14 protein-coding genes are annotated in these 15,502 nt (G+C 72.0%); 6 read left to right on the plus strand and 8 right to left on the minus strand.

What is annotated here, in order from left to right; genetic code table 11:
- Positions 1–75: 75 nt before the first annotated feature.
- On the minus strand, positions 76–471 hold the full coding sequence (locus ACQPZZ_RS18420) for a hypothetical protein (protein WP_432933623.1): 396 nt from the start codon (positions 469–471) through the stop codon (positions 76–78).
- A 142-nt stretch (positions 472–613) separates the two neighbouring features.
- Between ACQPZZ_RS18420 and ACQPZZ_RS18425 the strand changes: the two genes are divergently transcribed.
- Positions 614–988 carry an STAS domain-containing protein gene (locus ACQPZZ_RS18425; protein WP_432933625.1) on the plus strand — a complete coding sequence of 125 codons (375 nt, stop codon included), beginning with the start codon at positions 614–616 and terminating at the stop codon, positions 986–988.
- Positions 989–1,011: 23 nt separating this feature from the next.
- Here ACQPZZ_RS18425 and ACQPZZ_RS18430 read toward each other — a convergent pair whose 3' ends face one another.
- The gene (locus ACQPZZ_RS18430) at positions 1,012–2,130 is read right to left on the minus strand and encodes an MBL fold metallo-hydrolase (protein ID WP_432933627.1); all 1,119 of its coding nucleotides are present in this window, start codon (positions 2,128–2,130) and stop codon (positions 1,012–1,014) included.
- Between the two features lie 169 nt (positions 2,131–2,299).
- Between ACQPZZ_RS18430 and ACQPZZ_RS18435 the strand changes: the two genes are divergently transcribed.
- The 3 genes from ACQPZZ_RS18435 (at position 2,300) to ACQPZZ_RS18445 (ending at position 6,520) form a co-directional block, all read left to right on the plus strand.
- Positions 2,300–3,460 carry a MurR/RpiR family transcriptional regulator gene (locus ACQPZZ_RS18435; protein ID WP_432933629.1) on the plus strand — a complete coding sequence of 387 codons (1,161 nt, stop codon included), beginning with the start codon at positions 2,300–2,302 and terminating at the stop codon, positions 3,458–3,460.
- A gap of 185 nt (positions 3,461–3,645) precedes the next feature.
- Positions 3,646–5,286, plus strand: coding sequence for a urocanate hydratase (gene hutU / locus ACQPZZ_RS18440; RefSeq protein WP_432934434.1), 1,641 nt, complete (start codon positions 3,646–3,648; stop codon positions 5,284–5,286).
- Positions 5,279–6,520 carry an allantoate amidohydrolase gene (locus ACQPZZ_RS18445; protein WP_432933631.1) on the plus strand — a complete coding sequence of 414 codons (1,242 nt, stop codon included), beginning with the start codon at positions 5,279–5,281 and terminating at the stop codon, positions 6,518–6,520. The genes hutU and ACQPZZ_RS18445 overlap by 8 nt, the downstream gene beginning before the upstream one ends.
- 194 nt (positions 6,521–6,714) lie before the next feature.
- On the opposite strand, the gene ACQPZZ_RS18450 is transcribed toward ACQPZZ_RS18445, so the two are convergent.
- The 5 genes from ACQPZZ_RS18450 to ACQPZZ_RS18470 all read right to left on the minus strand — a co-directional run bounded on the left by ACQPZZ_RS18450 (position 6,715) and on the right by ACQPZZ_RS18470 (position 13,473).
- A complete protein-coding gene (locus ACQPZZ_RS18450; RefSeq protein WP_432933633.1) occupies positions 6,715–7,545 on the minus strand; it encodes a hypothetical protein in 831 nt (276 codons plus the stop codon).
- A gap of 85 nt (positions 7,546–7,630) precedes the next feature.
- Complete coding sequence (locus tag ACQPZZ_RS18455) at positions 7,631–8,179, minus strand: hypothetical protein (protein WP_432933635.1); 549 nt, start codon at positions 8,177–8,179, stop codon at positions 7,631–7,633.
- Between the two features lie 532 nt (positions 8,180–8,711).
- Positions 8,712–11,114: a Tex family protein gene (locus ACQPZZ_RS18460; RefSeq protein WP_432933637.1), complete on the minus strand. Its 2,403-nt coding sequence runs from the start codon at positions 11,112–11,114 to the stop codon at positions 8,712–8,714.
- A 219-nt stretch (positions 11,115–11,333) separates the two neighbouring features.
- A complete protein-coding gene (locus ACQPZZ_RS18465; RefSeq protein ID WP_363637433.1) occupies positions 11,334–11,612 on the minus strand; it encodes a hypothetical protein in 279 nt (92 codons plus the stop codon).
- A 112-nt stretch (positions 11,613–11,724) separates the two neighbouring features.
- Complete coding sequence (locus ACQPZZ_RS18470; RefSeq protein WP_432933640.1) at positions 11,725–13,473, minus strand: RecQ family ATP-dependent DNA helicase; 1,749 nt, start codon at positions 13,471–13,473, stop codon at positions 11,725–11,727.
- A 144-nt stretch (positions 13,474–13,617) separates the two neighbouring features.
- Here ACQPZZ_RS18470 and ACQPZZ_RS18475 point away from each other — a divergent pair, with 144 nt between their 5' ends.
- Both ACQPZZ_RS18475 and ACQPZZ_RS18480 read left to right on the plus strand, forming a co-directional pair.
- Positions 13,618–14,571 (plus strand): Ppx/GppA family phosphatase, encoded by a 954-nt coding sequence (locus tag ACQPZZ_RS18475; protein WP_432933642.1) that lies wholly within the window; start codon positions 13,618–13,620, stop codon positions 14,569–14,571.
- Between the two features lie 126 nt (positions 14,572–14,697).
- Positions 14,698–15,177 carry a hypothetical protein gene (locus ACQPZZ_RS18480; protein WP_432933644.1) on the plus strand — a complete coding sequence of 160 codons (480 nt, stop codon included), beginning with the start codon at positions 14,698–14,700 and terminating at the stop codon, positions 15,175–15,177.
- Between the two features lie 86 nt (positions 15,178–15,263).
- Here the strand turns inward: ACQPZZ_RS18480 and ACQPZZ_RS18485 are convergent, their stop codons facing one another.
- On the minus strand, positions 15,264–15,404 hold the full coding sequence (locus ACQPZZ_RS18485) for a hypothetical protein (protein ID WP_363637441.1): 141 nt from the start codon (positions 15,402–15,404) through the stop codon (positions 15,264–15,266).
- Positions 15,405–15,502: the final 98 nt, after the last annotated feature.

Consider the following 15,502-nt stretch of genomic DNA (forward strand, 5'->3'; position numbering starts at 1 on the left):
GCCCGATGACGATCACGTACGCGAGGCCCAGCGCGATCGTGACCAGTAGCACCGCGTAGAGCGTGCGCGCGCCGTTCACGTGCTCACCTCGCAGTCGTACGGCTGCTGTGTGTACGACTGATCCGGGCGAGATTCGCAGCCCGCGGCCCGCACCCGCCAGCCGTCGGGGAACCGGTGCAGGAAGATCGTGTCGCCGTCCACCCGCACGCGCGCCTCGTCGCCCCAGATGTCGACGCCGCGCACCGCGCCCACCCGCAGCCCGACCGACACGATCTGTTTGTCGCAGTCGTCCAGGGACTCCGCGGCCCTGGGTGCCAGGAGCAGGCATGCCTGCCCTCCCTGGCCCTGCCCGGCCGCGGACAGGAACCGCTCCGCGGTCGTGGTGACCGCCGCGTCGTCCACGGAGGCGCACCCCGTGGAGACCAGTGCGGTGGCCGCGAGGCAGACGACCGCCGTTGCTCGTATGCCCATGGATCGCGACTACCCGTGGGACGCGAGTGAAACCTGAAGAGACTTTCTGTCACATATATGGGATCAATCGCCCCTTATGCGTAATATGGGCGCGTCCGGAAGGAGTTCCGGGTGGGTCATCTCACCAGCGGAGGTGGGACCCTTGCATGATTTCCAGGTGTCGGTGGCGCAGTCGCCCCCCTTCACCCTTATCACCCTCAGCGGCGAGCTCGACGTGCTCACGGTCTCCATGCTGCGTGAGCAGGTGGCCCCCCTGCTGGCCCGCCCCGCGACGCGCCTCCTGTTCGACCTGGAGAGCCTGCGGTTCATCGACAGCGCAGGCCTGCGGGTGCTCATCGACGCCTGCGTCCGCACCCCGCCGAAGGACGGAGACGGCGCCGTCTGCGGGATGAGCCCGCACATGCTCCACCTGTTCTCGCTGCTCGGTCTCACCGCGCGGCTCACCATGTATCCGACCCGCGCCGACGCGTTGCGCCATCCGGCGGGCATGCCCGCCGGCGCGGCCGAGATGAACTGACCGGCCGGCGCGGATCGGCTCCACTACATGATCGTTTGCCACCAGCCGTCCACCGGCGGGGGGTCGTCGACCGTGACGCGCTCGCCCGGGCGCGGTACGACGAGCCGCACGTCGCGGGCCTTCGCCTCCCGCCACAGCTGGTCGATCGGGTCGTTCCAGGCGTGCGGGGCGAGCGAGAACGTGCCCCAGTGCACCGGCAGCAGCACCCGGGCGCGCAGGTCGAGGTGGGTGAGGATCGCCTCCTCGGGCGTCATGTGGATGTCCGGCCAGCCCTTGCTGTAGGCGCCGATCTGGATCACGGACAGGTCGAACGGCCCGTACTCCTCGCCGATCGCGGCGTATCCGTCGAAGTAGCCGGAGTCACCGCTGTAGAAGACCCGCCTGCGCTCGCCCGCGACGACCCAGGAGGCCCACAGGGTCTGGTCCCGGCGGAACGCGCGGCCGGAGAAGTGACGGCCGGGAGTCGCCACGAACCGGAGGCCGGACACCGTGGTCTCCTCGTTCCAGTCCAGCTCGATGATCCGGGACGCGGGCACCCGCCAGCGCTCGAGATGGGCGCCGACTCCGAGCGGCACCAGGAACGGCGCGGACTGCGTGCGGACCAGCAGTCGCACGGTGTCCATGTCGAGGTGGTCGTAGTGGTCGTGCGAGATGACGATCGCGTCGAGCTCGGGCAGCTCGTACAGCGGCACCGGCGGGGGGTGCAGGCGGCGCGGCCCGGTGAACGACGCCGGGGAGCAGCGATCACTCCACACCGGGTCGAACAGCACCCGCCGGCCCTCGATCTCGATCAGGGCGGAGGAGTGGCCGTACCAGACGGCGTCGAGGTCGCCGCCCTGGGAGGGGCCGGGGGTCATCAGGGGCACGGGGAGGCGGGGCTTGCGCTGTGTCCGGCTGAGGAACTCGCGGGCGACCTGCTGCCTGGTCCCCGGAGGGAGGACGGGGCTGGGCGTCGTGTTGCGGAACGCGCCGTCGCGGAACTGTTTGGAGCGCCGCACCCGCAGTGCCCGCTCGCCCGACGGCCGCGCGCCCAGCGCGGCGGGGACGTCCCGCAGCACCCACACCGCCGCCGCCAGGGCGGCCGCTCCCGCGACGAGCCCCACGCGACGGCCAAGGTCACCATTTCTCAATCCACCGGTCATCGACGGAAATCTCCCTTGCTGGATTCTGCCGATCAGCCTAGGCAATCCCCGGGCCGGTGCGCGCAGACGGTGCCTTGCCTGTGGACGACGCCTCGCTGGAGACTGCGTGGTGAATAAAAGTATGCAGGCCGACCGGTCCGGCGCGGACGGGCCGAGGCGTGGGGGGACGATGAACACCGGCCACAACGCGGACGACGGCCCGCCCGGCCACCGTGACGGCCACGGCGACCACGGCGAGGACCGCGACGGCCACGGCGACCACGGCGAGGACCGCGACGGTCGCGGCGACGACGGCGACGCCGCGTCGCGGCTGCTGCGGCTGTTCGAGGGGCGCCGGCTGACGCCCGTGCAGCGCAGGATCGCTCACTGCCTGGCGCAGCACGCCGCCGAGGCGCCGTTCCTGTCGAGCATCGAAGTGGCCGAGCTGGCCGGGGTCAGCCAGCCGTCGGTGACCCGCTTCGCGATGGCGCTGGGTTACGACGGGTACCCGGCCCTGCGGCGAAGGTTCCGGGAGCTGGGCGTACGGCCCGGCGGTGGCGCGACCGGGCGGGCCGGGGGCCCGCGGCCGGGCCCCGCGAAGCCGCTCCGTGCCCTCTCAAGGGACTCGAGGGACTCAAGGGACCTGAGGGGCTCGGGGGGCTTGGGGGGCTCAGGGGGCTCAGGGAGCTCGGATCGGCCGTCGCCGCGACCGGACGGCTACGCGGACGCCGCGTCCGCGGCGCCGAACCGGGACGTGGCCCGGGGGAAGGGCCCGGGCGAGGGATACCGGCGGGCCGTGCTGGCGGAGATCGACAACCTGCGCGCCCTCGCCCGGTCGCTGGACGACCCCGGACCCGTCGCCGCGGCCGCCCGTCTGCTCGCCGCCTCGCGGCCGCTCCTCGTGCTGGGCCTGCGGGCCGGCGCGGCGCAGGCCGCCGGGTTCGCCTACTTCGCCGCGAAGGTCCACCCCGACGTACGGCTTCTGCAGGAGGCGGGATCCCTTCTCGCCGACCGGGTCGAGCAGGCCGCGGCGGCCGGGGCGACGGCCCTGCTGTGCTTCGCCCTGCCCCGCTACCCGGCCGAACTGGGGGACGCCCTCCGGTCCGCCCGGACGGCCGGCCTGAGCGTCGTCACGGTCGCGGACAGGCGCGTGCCGTCCCTCGCCGGGTTGTCGGACGTTCTCCTCGCGGCCGCCGTGGGCACGCACCTGGTGTTCGACACGGCGTGCGCGCCGATGATGCTGGGCCGGGTGCTGCTGGAGGCCATGTGCGACGAGCTGCCCGGAGCGCAGGCCCGACTGGAGGCGTTCGAGGCGTCGGCCGCCGCCCGCGGGGTGTTCCTCATTGACTGAATCTATTCATTCACCGACGATGAATGAACTCGTGCGCGGCACTGTCGGAAGGAGGACCCGTGGCTGACGATGGTGGCAGCGTCCCCGGCGCCCGTGCTCCAGGCGACCGTGCTCGGGACGCTCGTGCTCGGGACGCTCGTGTTTCGGACGTTCGGGCTCCTGTCCGGGCTCCGCGCGGCGGCACGCTGAACACGCGCGGCTGGCCGCAGGAGGCCGCCCTGCGCATGTTGATGAACAACCTCGACCCCGAGGTCGCCGAGCATCCGGAACGGCTCGTCGTCTACGGCGGCAGCGGCAAGGCGGCCCGCGACTGGCCGTCGTACGACGCCATCGTGCGCGAGCTCGCCACGCTGCGGGGCGACGAGACGCTGCTGGTGCAGTCGGGCCGCCCGGTCGGCGTGATGACCACCCACGAATGGGCTCCCCGGGTGCTCATCGCCAACTCCAACCTCGTGGGCGACTGGGCGACGTGGCCGGAGTTCCGGCGGCTGGAGCGGCTCGGGCTCACGATGTACGGCCAGATGACGGCCGGTTCGTGGATCTACATCGGCACCCAGGGCATTCTGCAGGGGACGTACGAGACGTTCGCGGCGGTCGCGGCCAAGCGGTTCGGCGGCAGTCTCGCCGGGACGATCACGCTCACCGCCGGGCTCGGCGGCATGGGCGGAGCGCAGCCGCTCGCGGTCACGATGAACGGCGGCGTGGCGATCTGCGTCGACTGCGACCCGCGCAGCGTCGATCGCCGCATCGGTCACCGCTATCTGGACGTCCGGGCCGAGAGCCTGGACGAGGCGCTGCGCCTGGCGTACGAGGCCAGGGACGCGCGCCGCCCGCTGTCGATCGGGGTGGTGGCCAACGCCGCCGAGGCCGTGCCCGCCCTGCTGGCCGGGGGCGCGGAGATCGACGTCGTGACCGACCAGACGAGCGCGCACGACCCGCTGGCGTACCTGCCGCTCGGCGTCGCGTTCGAGGACATGGCCGCGCTGGCGCGCGAGGACCCCGAGGATTTCACCCGCCGGGCCCGTGAGTCCATGGCCCGGCACGTCGAGGCGATGGTCGGCTTCCGGGACGCCGGCGCGGAGGTGTTCGATTACGGCAACTCGATCAGGGGCGAGGCGAGCCTCGCCGGGTACGCCCGGGCGTTCGACTTCCCCGGGTTCGTGCCGGCCTACATCCGGCCGCTGTTCTGCGAGGGGAAGGGCCCGTTCCGGTGGGCGGCGCTGTCCGGCGACCCGGCCGACATCGCGACGACCGACCGGGCGATCCTCGATCTCTTTCCGGACAACGAGCCGCTGGCCCGGTGGATCAGGATGGCGGGGGAGCGGGTGCGGTTCCAGGGCCTGCCCGCGCGGATCTGCTGGCTCGGGTACGGCGAGCGCGACCGGGCCGGCGAGCGGTTCAACGACCTCGTCGCCTCCGGGGCGATCTCCGCTCCCATCGTGATCGGCCGTGACCATCTCGACTGCGGCTCGGTGGCCTCGCCCTACCGGGAGACCGAGGGCATGCTGGACGGATCCGACGCGATCGCCGACTGGCCGCTGCTCAACGCCATGGTCAACGTCGCCTCCGGTGCGTCCTGGGTGTCGATCCACCACGGCGGCGGGGTCGGCATCGGCCGTTCCATCCACGCGGGACAGGTCACCGTCGCCGACGGGACGCCGCTCGCGGGGGAGAAGATCCGCCGGGTGCTGACCAACGACCCCGGCATGGGCGTGATCCGGCACGTGGACGCGGGCTACGACCGGGCCGCCGAGGTCGCCGGTGAGCGAGGCGTACGCGTTCCGATGGCGGGGGCGGGGGAGCGCGGCTCGGACACCGATGGCTGAGGGGGCGCGGGCCCTGCCTGAGGAGGTCGCGGACGGCTTCCGCCGGGTGTGGCGCGACCTGCTCCCGGTGGGGCGGTGCGACGCGACGGGCGGATACCGCAGGCACGCCTGGACGGCGGCCGACGCGCAGTGCCGGGCCTGGTTCGCCGGGCAGGCTCGCGAGAGAGGCTTGACGTACGAGACCGACCGCAACGGCAACCAGTGGGCCTGGATGGGCGACCCCGCGGCCGGCGACGCCGTGGTGACCGGATCCCACCTGGACTCGGTGCCCGACGGCGGGGCGTACGACGGCCCGCTGGGCGTGGCGGGGGCGTTCGCCGCACTCGACGCCCTGCGGGCCCGGGGCGTGCGCCCGGAGCGGCCGCTCGCGGTGGTCAACTTCGCCGAGGAGGAGGGCGCCAGGTTCGGCCTGGCCTGCCTGGGATCGCGGCTGATGACCGGCGCGGTCGGGGCGGAGGCGGCGCGGGAGCTGCGCGACGCCGACGGCGTCACCCTGGCCGCGGCGATGGAACGGGCGGGATGCGACCCGGAGGCCGCCGGGCGCGACGACGAGCGCCTCGCTCGGATCGGCGTTTTCGTGGAACTGCACGTGGAGCAGGGCCGCCGTCTCGCCGCCACACCGCATCCGGTCGGCGTCGCCTCCGCGATCTGGCCGCACGGCCGCTGGCGCTTCGACTTCCGTGGCGAGGCCAACCACGCCGGCACCACCCGGCTGGAGGACCGGCGCGATCCCATGCCGGCCTACGCGGCGGCCGTGCTGGCCGCTCGGGCGGGCGCCGAGCGCCTGGGGGCCCTGGCCACCTTCGGCAGGGTCAGGGTCGAGCCCAACGGCACCAACGCCATCGCGTCGCTGGTGAGCGCCTGGCTCGACTGCCGGGCGCCGGAAGCCGCCCTGCTCGACAGGCTCGTCGAGGAGACGGCGCGGGCCGCCGAGGGGGCCGAGGTGACCCGGGAGTCCTACACGGCGGTCGTGGACTTCGACGTGGCCCTGCGCGACCGTGTCGCGCGCGTCCTCGGCGGTGCGCCGGTGCTGCCCACCGGGGCCGGGCACGACGCGGGCATCCTCGCCGGCGTGGTTCCGGCGGCCATGCTGTTCGTGCGCAATCCCACGGGGGTCTCGCACTCGCCGTACGAGCACGCCGAGGAGGCCGACTGCCTCGCCGGGGTCGCCGCCCTCGCCGTCGTCCTGGAGGATCTGCTCACGACGGCCGTCGGCCCTGGCGCGGCTCGCTGAGCACGCGGAGGGCCGCAATCACGGGCGATGCCGGGCGGTCGTGAGAGCGCCCGAGACCCCCGAAGCAACAATGGGAATCCCAAATAAGGGGGAATTCCCTCCGGGTCTCGGCAAAGCCGCAATCGCCGGTCCGTTCGAGTGGAGGCCGAAATCGCGGCGTTCCCGGGCCCATATACTTTCGATGCCAAAAATGCTTATTTGCCCCCTGATGGGCGACTGGGGCGTTTGCTGCCTCTAGCGTGAGAATCAGGGTCCAGATCCAAGGTTCGATGGATCGATTCGAGCTCCGTGAATTCGGATGTCGTCCGCTTTCTCAGCACGGAGCCGACGGAGGGATACCCATGTTCAAAGAAGCATTGGCTGCTGCCGTCATGACGGCTTCGGCCCTCGTCGCCCCTGTCGCGATCCAGACGCAGCCCGCCAACGCCGCCGGCACGACCGAGCAGGTCATCCGGCCGTCGACCACGGGGGACTGCCCGGGAGGCAGATGCCGCGGCAGGCACCATCACCGTCACCACCGGCGGGAGCAGCAGCAACAACAGCAACAGCAACAGGGCTTCGGAGGCCAGCAGCAACAACAGCAACAGCAGCAGCAAGAGAGGCGCAGACGTCATCAGCAGCAACAGCAGCAACAGCAGCAGGGCTTCGGAGGCCAGCAGCAACAACAGCAACAGCAGCAGCAAGAGAGGCGCAGACGTCATCAGCAGCAACAACAGCAACAACAGCAGGGTGGCGGTGGTCAGCAGCAACAGCAACAGCAGCAGTGACTGAATGACCGGCCATCGTTCCTGATCAGCCCTGTGCCCCGCGTCCATTGCCTCGCGGGGCATTTTCCGTCGCCGGCGGACGCGGGCCCTCGGGACTGCCCCGACGCCCGGCCGACGTTCATGGCATTCACGATGGTCTTCCCACAGTGGTCCAAGATCCGCCTGCGGCTGCCGGCCGGATCCCAGGCCGCCCACTTCGCCGCGACCCTGGCGCGCGGTGTCGACGGCCTGAACGCCGATGACACCATGACGGACCACACCTTCACCTCGGTCCGGCCACTCGTCACAAGAGCGACACGGACTACGAGTGCTGCCTCATGCGCCCGCTGCCGGAACGGATTCCTCAGAGCTGGAGGAACGACGGGATGGCATAGAGGAGGAACCAGGCCAGGGCGGCGATCCAGGGGAATTTGACGTAGGTCTTCTTCTCACGGGCCTCGCGTTCGCCGTTGCCCTTGTAGGTGGCGAGGGCCTGCCGGAGGCGGCGCAGCGGGCGGCGGAAGGTGGGGTAGCCGGTGATGCCGCCGAGTACGGATCCGCCGAACTGTAGCGAGCCGATCGCCGTGCCGTCGTCGAGGACGACGACGATGCCGTTGCCGAGGGCGATGTCCTTGACGTGCTGCCAGGGGATCTCATGGACGACGAGGAAATTGTCGACGAACAGGCTGCGGGGGGTCGCCCGGATCTTCGAGTGCCAGGCGAGCAACCAGATCACGAACGAACTCTCCCCCATGATCAGGGAGAAGACGAGCACGTCCGCGAGGTTGTGGACGATCCCGGCGCCGAAGATCACGGACATGCCCATGAGGGCCAGAGCCCCCGGCACCAGAACGGTCAGGACGATCGACACGGGCTTCCTGGCCACCACCCGCTTCTTCCCTCGCTCACTCATTGAGCCGGCCCTCTCCCAGGTGCTGGATCCCCGTAGACGGTGCGGCCGTCTCGGCATCGACGAGCAGATTCTCGGCGGTGATCCCCGGCGCGAGCCGCGTGCCATGGCCGGGCCGGCCTGCCCGGGAGATCCCTCGGCTCTCACCCCAACCGTCGTCCAGGTACTGGCGAACCACGCTTTGGTAAGACTCCAGCCTTCGCGGACGCCTACCCTGCGTCCGGCCGCCCCGCTCATCGCCGGCCTGGCCGACCGGAGGCCGCCGAGAGCGAGGCCGAACGCATGGGCGGCCGGCTCGATCCGCCGATGACCGTCTCGCCGGACGAGGCGGCCGACATCTGCCGGATCGCCGGCCTGCCCGGGCTGTTCTCCTCCATGGGTGCGCGCGGCATCCGCCTGGTCACGACCCTGCGGTCCTCCGAGCAGTGCGGCCCGGTGCGGGCGAGCACGGCGTGCCGGCGCACCGAAGGCGGGCGCCGGGCGCGAGCGGCGGCGGACGGGGGAACGCGTCAGTGGGAACGGTCGTTCAGGCCCGTCAGCGGGAGCGGCGGTCACCGGAGCCGGGGTCGGTCAGACCGGCCCGGCGCAGGGCCTCGGCCATGGCCCCTCCGAGCGGCGCGCCGTCCGAGCCCCGGCCGTTGCCGCGGCCCGACCCGCCCTTGCCGCCCTGGTTCTGGCGAGACTGGTTCTGCCGGGACTGGTTCTGGCCGCGCCGGCCACCCTGCGGGCCGCCCTGCCGGTCGTCGCGGGCCTCGCCGTTCGGCCCGCCCCTGCGGCCGTTGCCCGCGGTCTCGTCCTCCAGGCGCAGCGTGAGCGAGATGCGCTTGCGCTGGAGGTCCACGTCGAGCACCTTCACGCGGACGATGTCGCCGGGCTTGACCACCTCGCGCGGGTCCTTCACGAACGACGTCGACATCGCGGACACGTGGACCAGGCCGTCCTGATGCACGCCGATGTCGACGAACGCCCCGAACGCGGCCACGTTGGTGACGACGCCCTCCAGGATCATGCCGGGCGACAGGTCGGAGGGCTTCTCGACGCCCTCCTTGAAGGTGGCGGTCTTGAACGCCGGGCGGGGGTCGCGGCCCGGCTTCTCCAGTTCCTTGAGGATGTCGGTGACGGTCGGCAGGCCGAAGGTGTCGTCGACGAAGTCCGACGGCTTCAACGTGCGGAGCGCGGAGGTGTTGCCGATCAGCGTACGCAGGTCGCTCTTGGTGAAGTCGAGGATGCGGCGCACCACGGGATACGCCTCGGGGTGCACGCTGGAGGCGTCGAGCGGGTCGTCGCCGCCAGGAATGCGCAGGAAGCCCGCACACTGCTCGAACGCCTTCGGGCCGAGCCGCGGCACGTCCTTCAGCCCCGTCCGGGAGCGGAACGGCCCGTTGGCGTCCCGGTGCGCGACGATGTTCTCCGCCAGCCCGGCGCTGATGCCGGAGACCCGGGTCAGCAGCGGGGCGGACGCGGTGTTGACGTCCACGCCCACCGCGTTCACGCAGTCCTCCACCACCGCGTCGAGTGAGCGTGACAGCTTCACCTCGGACACGTCGTGCTGGTACTGGCCGACGCCGATGGACTTGGGGTCGATCTTGACCAGCTCGGCGAGCGGGTCCTGCAGGCGCCGGGCGATCGAGACCGCGCCGCGCAGCGAGACGTCGAGGCCGGGCAGCTCCTGCGAGGCGTAGGCCGACGCCGAGTACACCGACGCCCCGGCCTCGGAAACCACGATCTTGGTGAGGTGCGGCATGTGCTTGACCAGCTCACCGGCGAGCTTGTCGGTCTCCCGCGACGCGGTGCCGTTGCCGATGGCGATCAGCTCCACCTTGTGCTCGGCCGCCAGCCGGGCCAGCACCGCGAGTGACTGGTCCCACTGCCGCTTCGGCTCGTGCGGGTAGATCGTCTCGGTCGCCACGACCTTGCCGGTGCCGTCCACGACCGCGACCTTCACACCGGTGCGCAGCCCCGGGTCGAGGCCCATGGTCGACCTCACCCCGGCCGGGGCGGCCAGCAGCAGGTCGCGCAGGTTGGCCGCGAACACGCGCACGGCCTCCTCCTCGGCCGCCTGCCACAGGCGGGTGCGCAGGTCGATGCCCAGGTGCACGAGGACGCGGGTCCGCCAGGCCCAGCGCACGGTGTCGAGCAGCCACTTGTCGGCCGGGCGTCCCTGGTCGGCGATGGCGAACCGCCGGGCGATCCGCGCCTCGTAGTCGTTCGGCTCCTCGGCCTCCGGATCGAGGGTGAGCGTGAGCACCTCCTCTTTCTCGCCCCGGAACATCGCGAGGATGCGGTGGGAGGGCAGCCGGGTGAAGGGCTCGGAGAAGTCGAAGTAGTCGGAGAACTTGGCCCCGGACTCCTGCTTGTCCTCCCGCACCTGGGAGACCAGCCGTCCCCGGGACCACATCCGCTCGCGCAGGTCGCCGATGAGATCGGCGTCCTCGGCGAAGCGCTCGACCAGGATGGCCCTGGCGCCCTCCAGCGCGGCGGCGGCGTCGGCCACGCCCTCCCGCACGTACGTCCCGGCCGTCGCCTGAGGGTCGAGCGAGGGGTCGGCGAGCAGCGCGTCGGCCAGCGGCTCCAGCCCCAGCTCCCTGGCGATCTGGGCCTTCGTGCGGCGCTTGGGCTTGAAGGGCAGGTAGATGTCCTCCAGCCGGGCCTTCGAGTCGGCCTCCATGATCCGCGCTTCCAGGGCCTCGTCGAGCTTGCCCTGCGAGCGGATCGACTCGAGGATCGCGGTCCGCCGCTCCTCCAGCTCGCGCAGGTAGCGCAGCCGTTCCTCCAGCGTGCGCAGCTGGGCGTCGTCGAGCGCGCCGGTGGCCTCCTTGCGGTAGCGGGCGATGAACGGCACCGTCGCCCCGCCGTCGAGCAGGTCGACGGCCGCGGTGACCTGGCTCTCGCGCACGCCGAGCTCTTCGGCGATCCGCTGCTGAATGGACGTCGTCACGATCCTGTTCCGCCTTCTTCCGGGTCCGCCCTCTTCCGGGGCTCTCATTCTGCCGGATCCGGCGGGCCCGCTCGTCCTGCCTGTGGACAACCGGGTCGGGCAGGCGAATCCGCAGTTGCGCCGGTCGCCTGCTTCGCCCCTTCGGGCCCGGTCACCCCGTCCCGCCCGCGCGGTGTCGCCCGACGGTCACCTGCGAACGGCCGCCCGCCGGGCGGGCGTCTACGGCGCCGGAGTCTTCAGGGCGGGCCGCCCCAGCGTGATCTCCGGATGGTGGGCCAGATAACCGGTGGGGAAGGTGGTCACGGTCCCGCAGCCGCATCCGGGACAGACCATCCCGGACCAGGGCGGCTGGACGGCCGCGTCGTCCCGGGTCCAGACGACGAGGTCGTCACCGTGCTCGTCGCGCCCGCGGTGGACGACGTACTCCTCCGCCCAGACCCGCAGGCAACGCAGGCACTCGAACGGCCACGTCTCCCTGGTGCTGGTTCGCTCCCGCACCGGTACCACCCCCGAACTCACGCCCCCCGTCTATGAGTCTCGGCATCGGGCCAAATCACCGCAAGTGGCGACAAGGTCACGCTGGGTAATGATTGGTCAGCCGGGCCGCCTGTCACACCATTTCGAGCAGCTCGTCGACCAGGCCGAGTGCCAGCGTCTTGTAGCCCACGGAGTCGAACAGCACCGTGATCCGATCCTGCTCGCGGCTCATCACGATCCCGTGTCCCCACTCGGCGTGCCGGACGTTCGCGTGCATCGGGAACGGCCCGTCGCCGGCCTCCGGCGGGGTCACAGTCCCGGAGCGGCAGGTGTCGCAGTCGCCGCACGACCGCTCGTACGGCTCGCCGAAGTACTCGAGCAGGAAGCGGCGGCGGCAGCCGGTCGTCTCCGCGTAACCGCGCATCATCTCGAGCCGGGAGTCCTCCATCCGGTGCCGCAGGTCGTCGATCTCGACCGCGCGGGCGGCGGCCTCGTCCGGCGGCGGGCCGTCCGGCGCGTAGCTCAGGGCGCCGCCGTGGGTGACCTCGACCGCGCCCGCCCGCTCAAGCAGGTTGACGTGCGAGGTCAGCCTGGCGGCCCCGACGCCGAGGAGCTCGCGCAGATCGGCGGCGGCCACCTCGCCCCCGTGCTCGTGGACCAGCGTCGCGACGCGCCGCATCAGGGCCTCGTCCGCCCGGCCCGCGGAGAAGAACTTGCGCAGCCCCAGGTCCTCCGGCCGGTAGAACAGCACGGCGTCGGCGGGGTTGCCGTCACGGCCCGCCCGGCCGATCTCCTGGTAGTAGGCGTCGAGCGACTCGGGGGGCGCGGCGTGCAGCACGTAACGCACGTCGTGCTTGTCGATGCCCATCCCGAACGCCGAGGTCGCCACCACGGTGTCGAGGTCGCCGTCCTGAAACCGCTCGTGGATGCGGCGGCGGTCCTTCGTCTTCATCCCCGCGTGGTACGCCTCGGCCCGGCGGCCCCGCTCCTTCAGCAGTTCCGCGTACTCCTCGGCCTGACGCCGCGTCGCCACGTAGACGAGCCCGACGCCGTCCAGGCCGGCGGCGTGGTTGGCCAGGGTCCTGCGCTTGTCGTCGTCACTCGTGAACCGGTGCACTTCGAGGTGGAGGTTGGGCCGGTCGAATCCCCGTACGATCTGCTGCGCCCCGGTCAGGCCGAGCGACTCGACGATCTCCTCGCGCACCGTCGGCGCGGCCGTGGCCGTCATCGCGATCACCGGAGGATGGCCCAGACGCTCGATGACCTTGCCCAGCCGCAGATACTCCGGCCGGAAGTCGTGGCCCCAGGCGGACACGCAGTGCGCCTCGTCGACGGCGATCAGGGAGGGCCGGGCCTCGGCCAGCCGCTCGACCACCTCGGGCTTGGCGAGCTGCTCCGGCGACAGGAACACATACTCGGCCTGGCCCGCCGTGACCTGGTCGAGCCCCGCCTCGACCGAACCGGCCGAGTTGACCGCCACCGCGCCCGCGGCCCCCGCTTTGAGCAGGCCCATGACCTGGTCGCGCTGCAGGGCGATGAGCGGCGAGACGACGACGGTCGGTCCCTCGAGGAGCAGCCCGGGCACCTGGTAGACGGCCGATTTGCCGCCGCCGGTCGGCATCACGAGCAGCACGTCGCGCCCCGCGAGCAGGAGCTCCATCGCCTCCTGCTGACCCGGGCGCAACTGCTGCCAGCCGAAGGCCTCCCTGGCCGTGGCCCGCAGGCGCCTGCTTCTGCGCCCGAAACGGCGGCCGAAGCGGCCCCCGGCCCAGCCGCTGGCCCAGCTTCCCGACCAGTCCCTCGACCAGCCGCCCCCCGTCCCGCCGAGCCTGTCACCGGTCCTTCCGCCGGACAGGCCCCCGTACCTTTGCCTGACGCTCATGCCACCGCACTCCCTCGCCTGGTCGGCCTGCAACTACCCGAGGGAAAAGGGCCGAACCGGAATAGCGTCACCTCGTGGACGTCGCGCCGGAATGAGCCGTGCGGGCGAGTGGATCTCCCCGGTACGGACGGTAGCGTCGGGGGCATGCGACTCGGAGTCCTGGACGTCGGTTCCAACACGGTGCACCTGCTGGTGATGGACGCGCATCAGGGTGCCCGGCCCATACCCGCGTTCTCCCACAAGGAGGAGCTGCGGCTGGCCGAGCATCTCGTCGACGGCGACAGGCTCAGCGAGGAGGGCGCGGCGCGGCTGGGGGCCTTCGTACGCGAAGCGGCCGGCATCGCCGAGGACAAGGGCGTGGAGGACCTGGTCGCCTTCGCCACGTCGGCGGTCCGCGACGCGGTCAACGGCGAGGACGTGCTGGCCCAGATCAAGGCCGAGACGCGGGTGGACATCCAGGTGCTGTCGGGGGAGGACGAGGCCAGGCTGACGTTCCTGGCCGTACGCCGCTGGTTCGGCTGGTCCTCGGGGAGGCTGCTGGTGACCGACATCGGGGGCGGCTCGCTGGAGATCGCCTCCGGCATCGACGAGGAGCCCGACGTCGCCGTCTCCCTCCCGCTCGGCGCGGGGCGGCTCACCCGCGACTGGTTCACCGCCGACCCGCCGGGTCCGGAGGAGATCCGCGCGCTGCGGCGGCACGTGCGCACCGAGATCGGGCGGGCCGCCGGGGCGGTCGCCAAGTACGGCAGGCCGGACCACGCGGTCGCCACCTCCAAGACGTTCCGCCAGCTCGCGCGCATCGCGGGGGCGGCGCCGTCCAGCGAGGGCCCGTACGTCAAGCGGACGCTGACGCATGAGGCCCTGGCCGAGTGGACGGCCCGGCTGGCCGCGATGCCGGCGGCCCGCCGGGCGGAGCTTCCCGGAGTGTCGGCGGGGCGGGCCGCGCAGCTGCTCGCCGGCGCGGTCGTCGCGGACGCCGCGATGGACCTGTTCGCGTTGCCGGTGCTGGAGATCTGCCCGTGGGCGCTGCGGGAGGGTGTGATCCTGCGCAGGCTCGACGGCCTGCCCATGGGCAGGCCCTCGCTGGCCGATCAGTAAGGTATGAGAGTCATCCAAACGGGGCAAGGCACCAATATCCGGCAATTTTCGTTCCTCTACGTGGCAGGTGATCTTCCGCCGGCCGCCGGAGTGCCGTAATCGGGGTCGACCTCTGGAGGAATCTCAATGGTGGAGCTGCTGGGAGCCGTGGTCTCCCTGGCGGCGGTGGCGGTGCTGGTGCTCGGAGCGGTGGTGGTGATCGCGATCGCGACCCTCGTCTGGCTGGGCGCGATGGCGGTGAGCACCGGGCGCGAGCCCTACGGACGGGTGGCCCCCGTCCCGGCGGGCACGGGCACGGACAGGCGCGGGCGGGACCTCCGGGCCGCCGGGTCCGGAAAGACCGGTGCGCCCGTGGACGGGTCCGTGATCGAACCCGTCAAGGCACCCGCGAACGGGTCCGCCGGCGCGTCCGGCAAGGCACCCGCGAACGGGTCCGCCGGCGCGTCCGGCAAGGCACCCGCGAACGGGTCCGCCGGCGCGTCCGGCAAAGCACCCGCCAACGGGCACGTCAACGGGTCCGGCGACGGACACGTGAACGGGCTCACGGCGGGCCGGGGCGCGGACCTCAAGGTCCGGGCCGTCGCCGCCTCCGCGCGCCGCGTGTAGCCGCGGCCCACACCGGTGCCGGCGTCCCCGTCAGGTCTTCCCTGGCGGGGACGCCGTCGTTGCGGCCGCCTCTTGCAGGGATGCCGTCAGCGGCTCTCCCCACTCTGGCCGGACAGGGTGTTGACGAGCTCGGTGAGGTGGGCGACCTGACTCTCCAGCCCGCGTACGCGTGCCTCGAGCTCGGACAGGGTGGGGGCCTGGAAGCCGTCGGCGATCTGCCTGCTCATCGTTCCTCCCGAGCGGGACCGGCCGGGGGAGACCGGTGTAGGGGTGCAGGACTGAGGGTCGTGCGGGACGTGGGTCTCTATTCCCCGAATATGAGATT

The sequence above is a fragment of the Microbispora sp. CA-135349 genome (genome assembly GCF_050947365.1).
In the GTDB taxonomy this organism is placed as follows: Bacteria; Actinomycetota; Actinomycetes; order Streptosporangiales; family Streptosporangiaceae; genus Microbispora.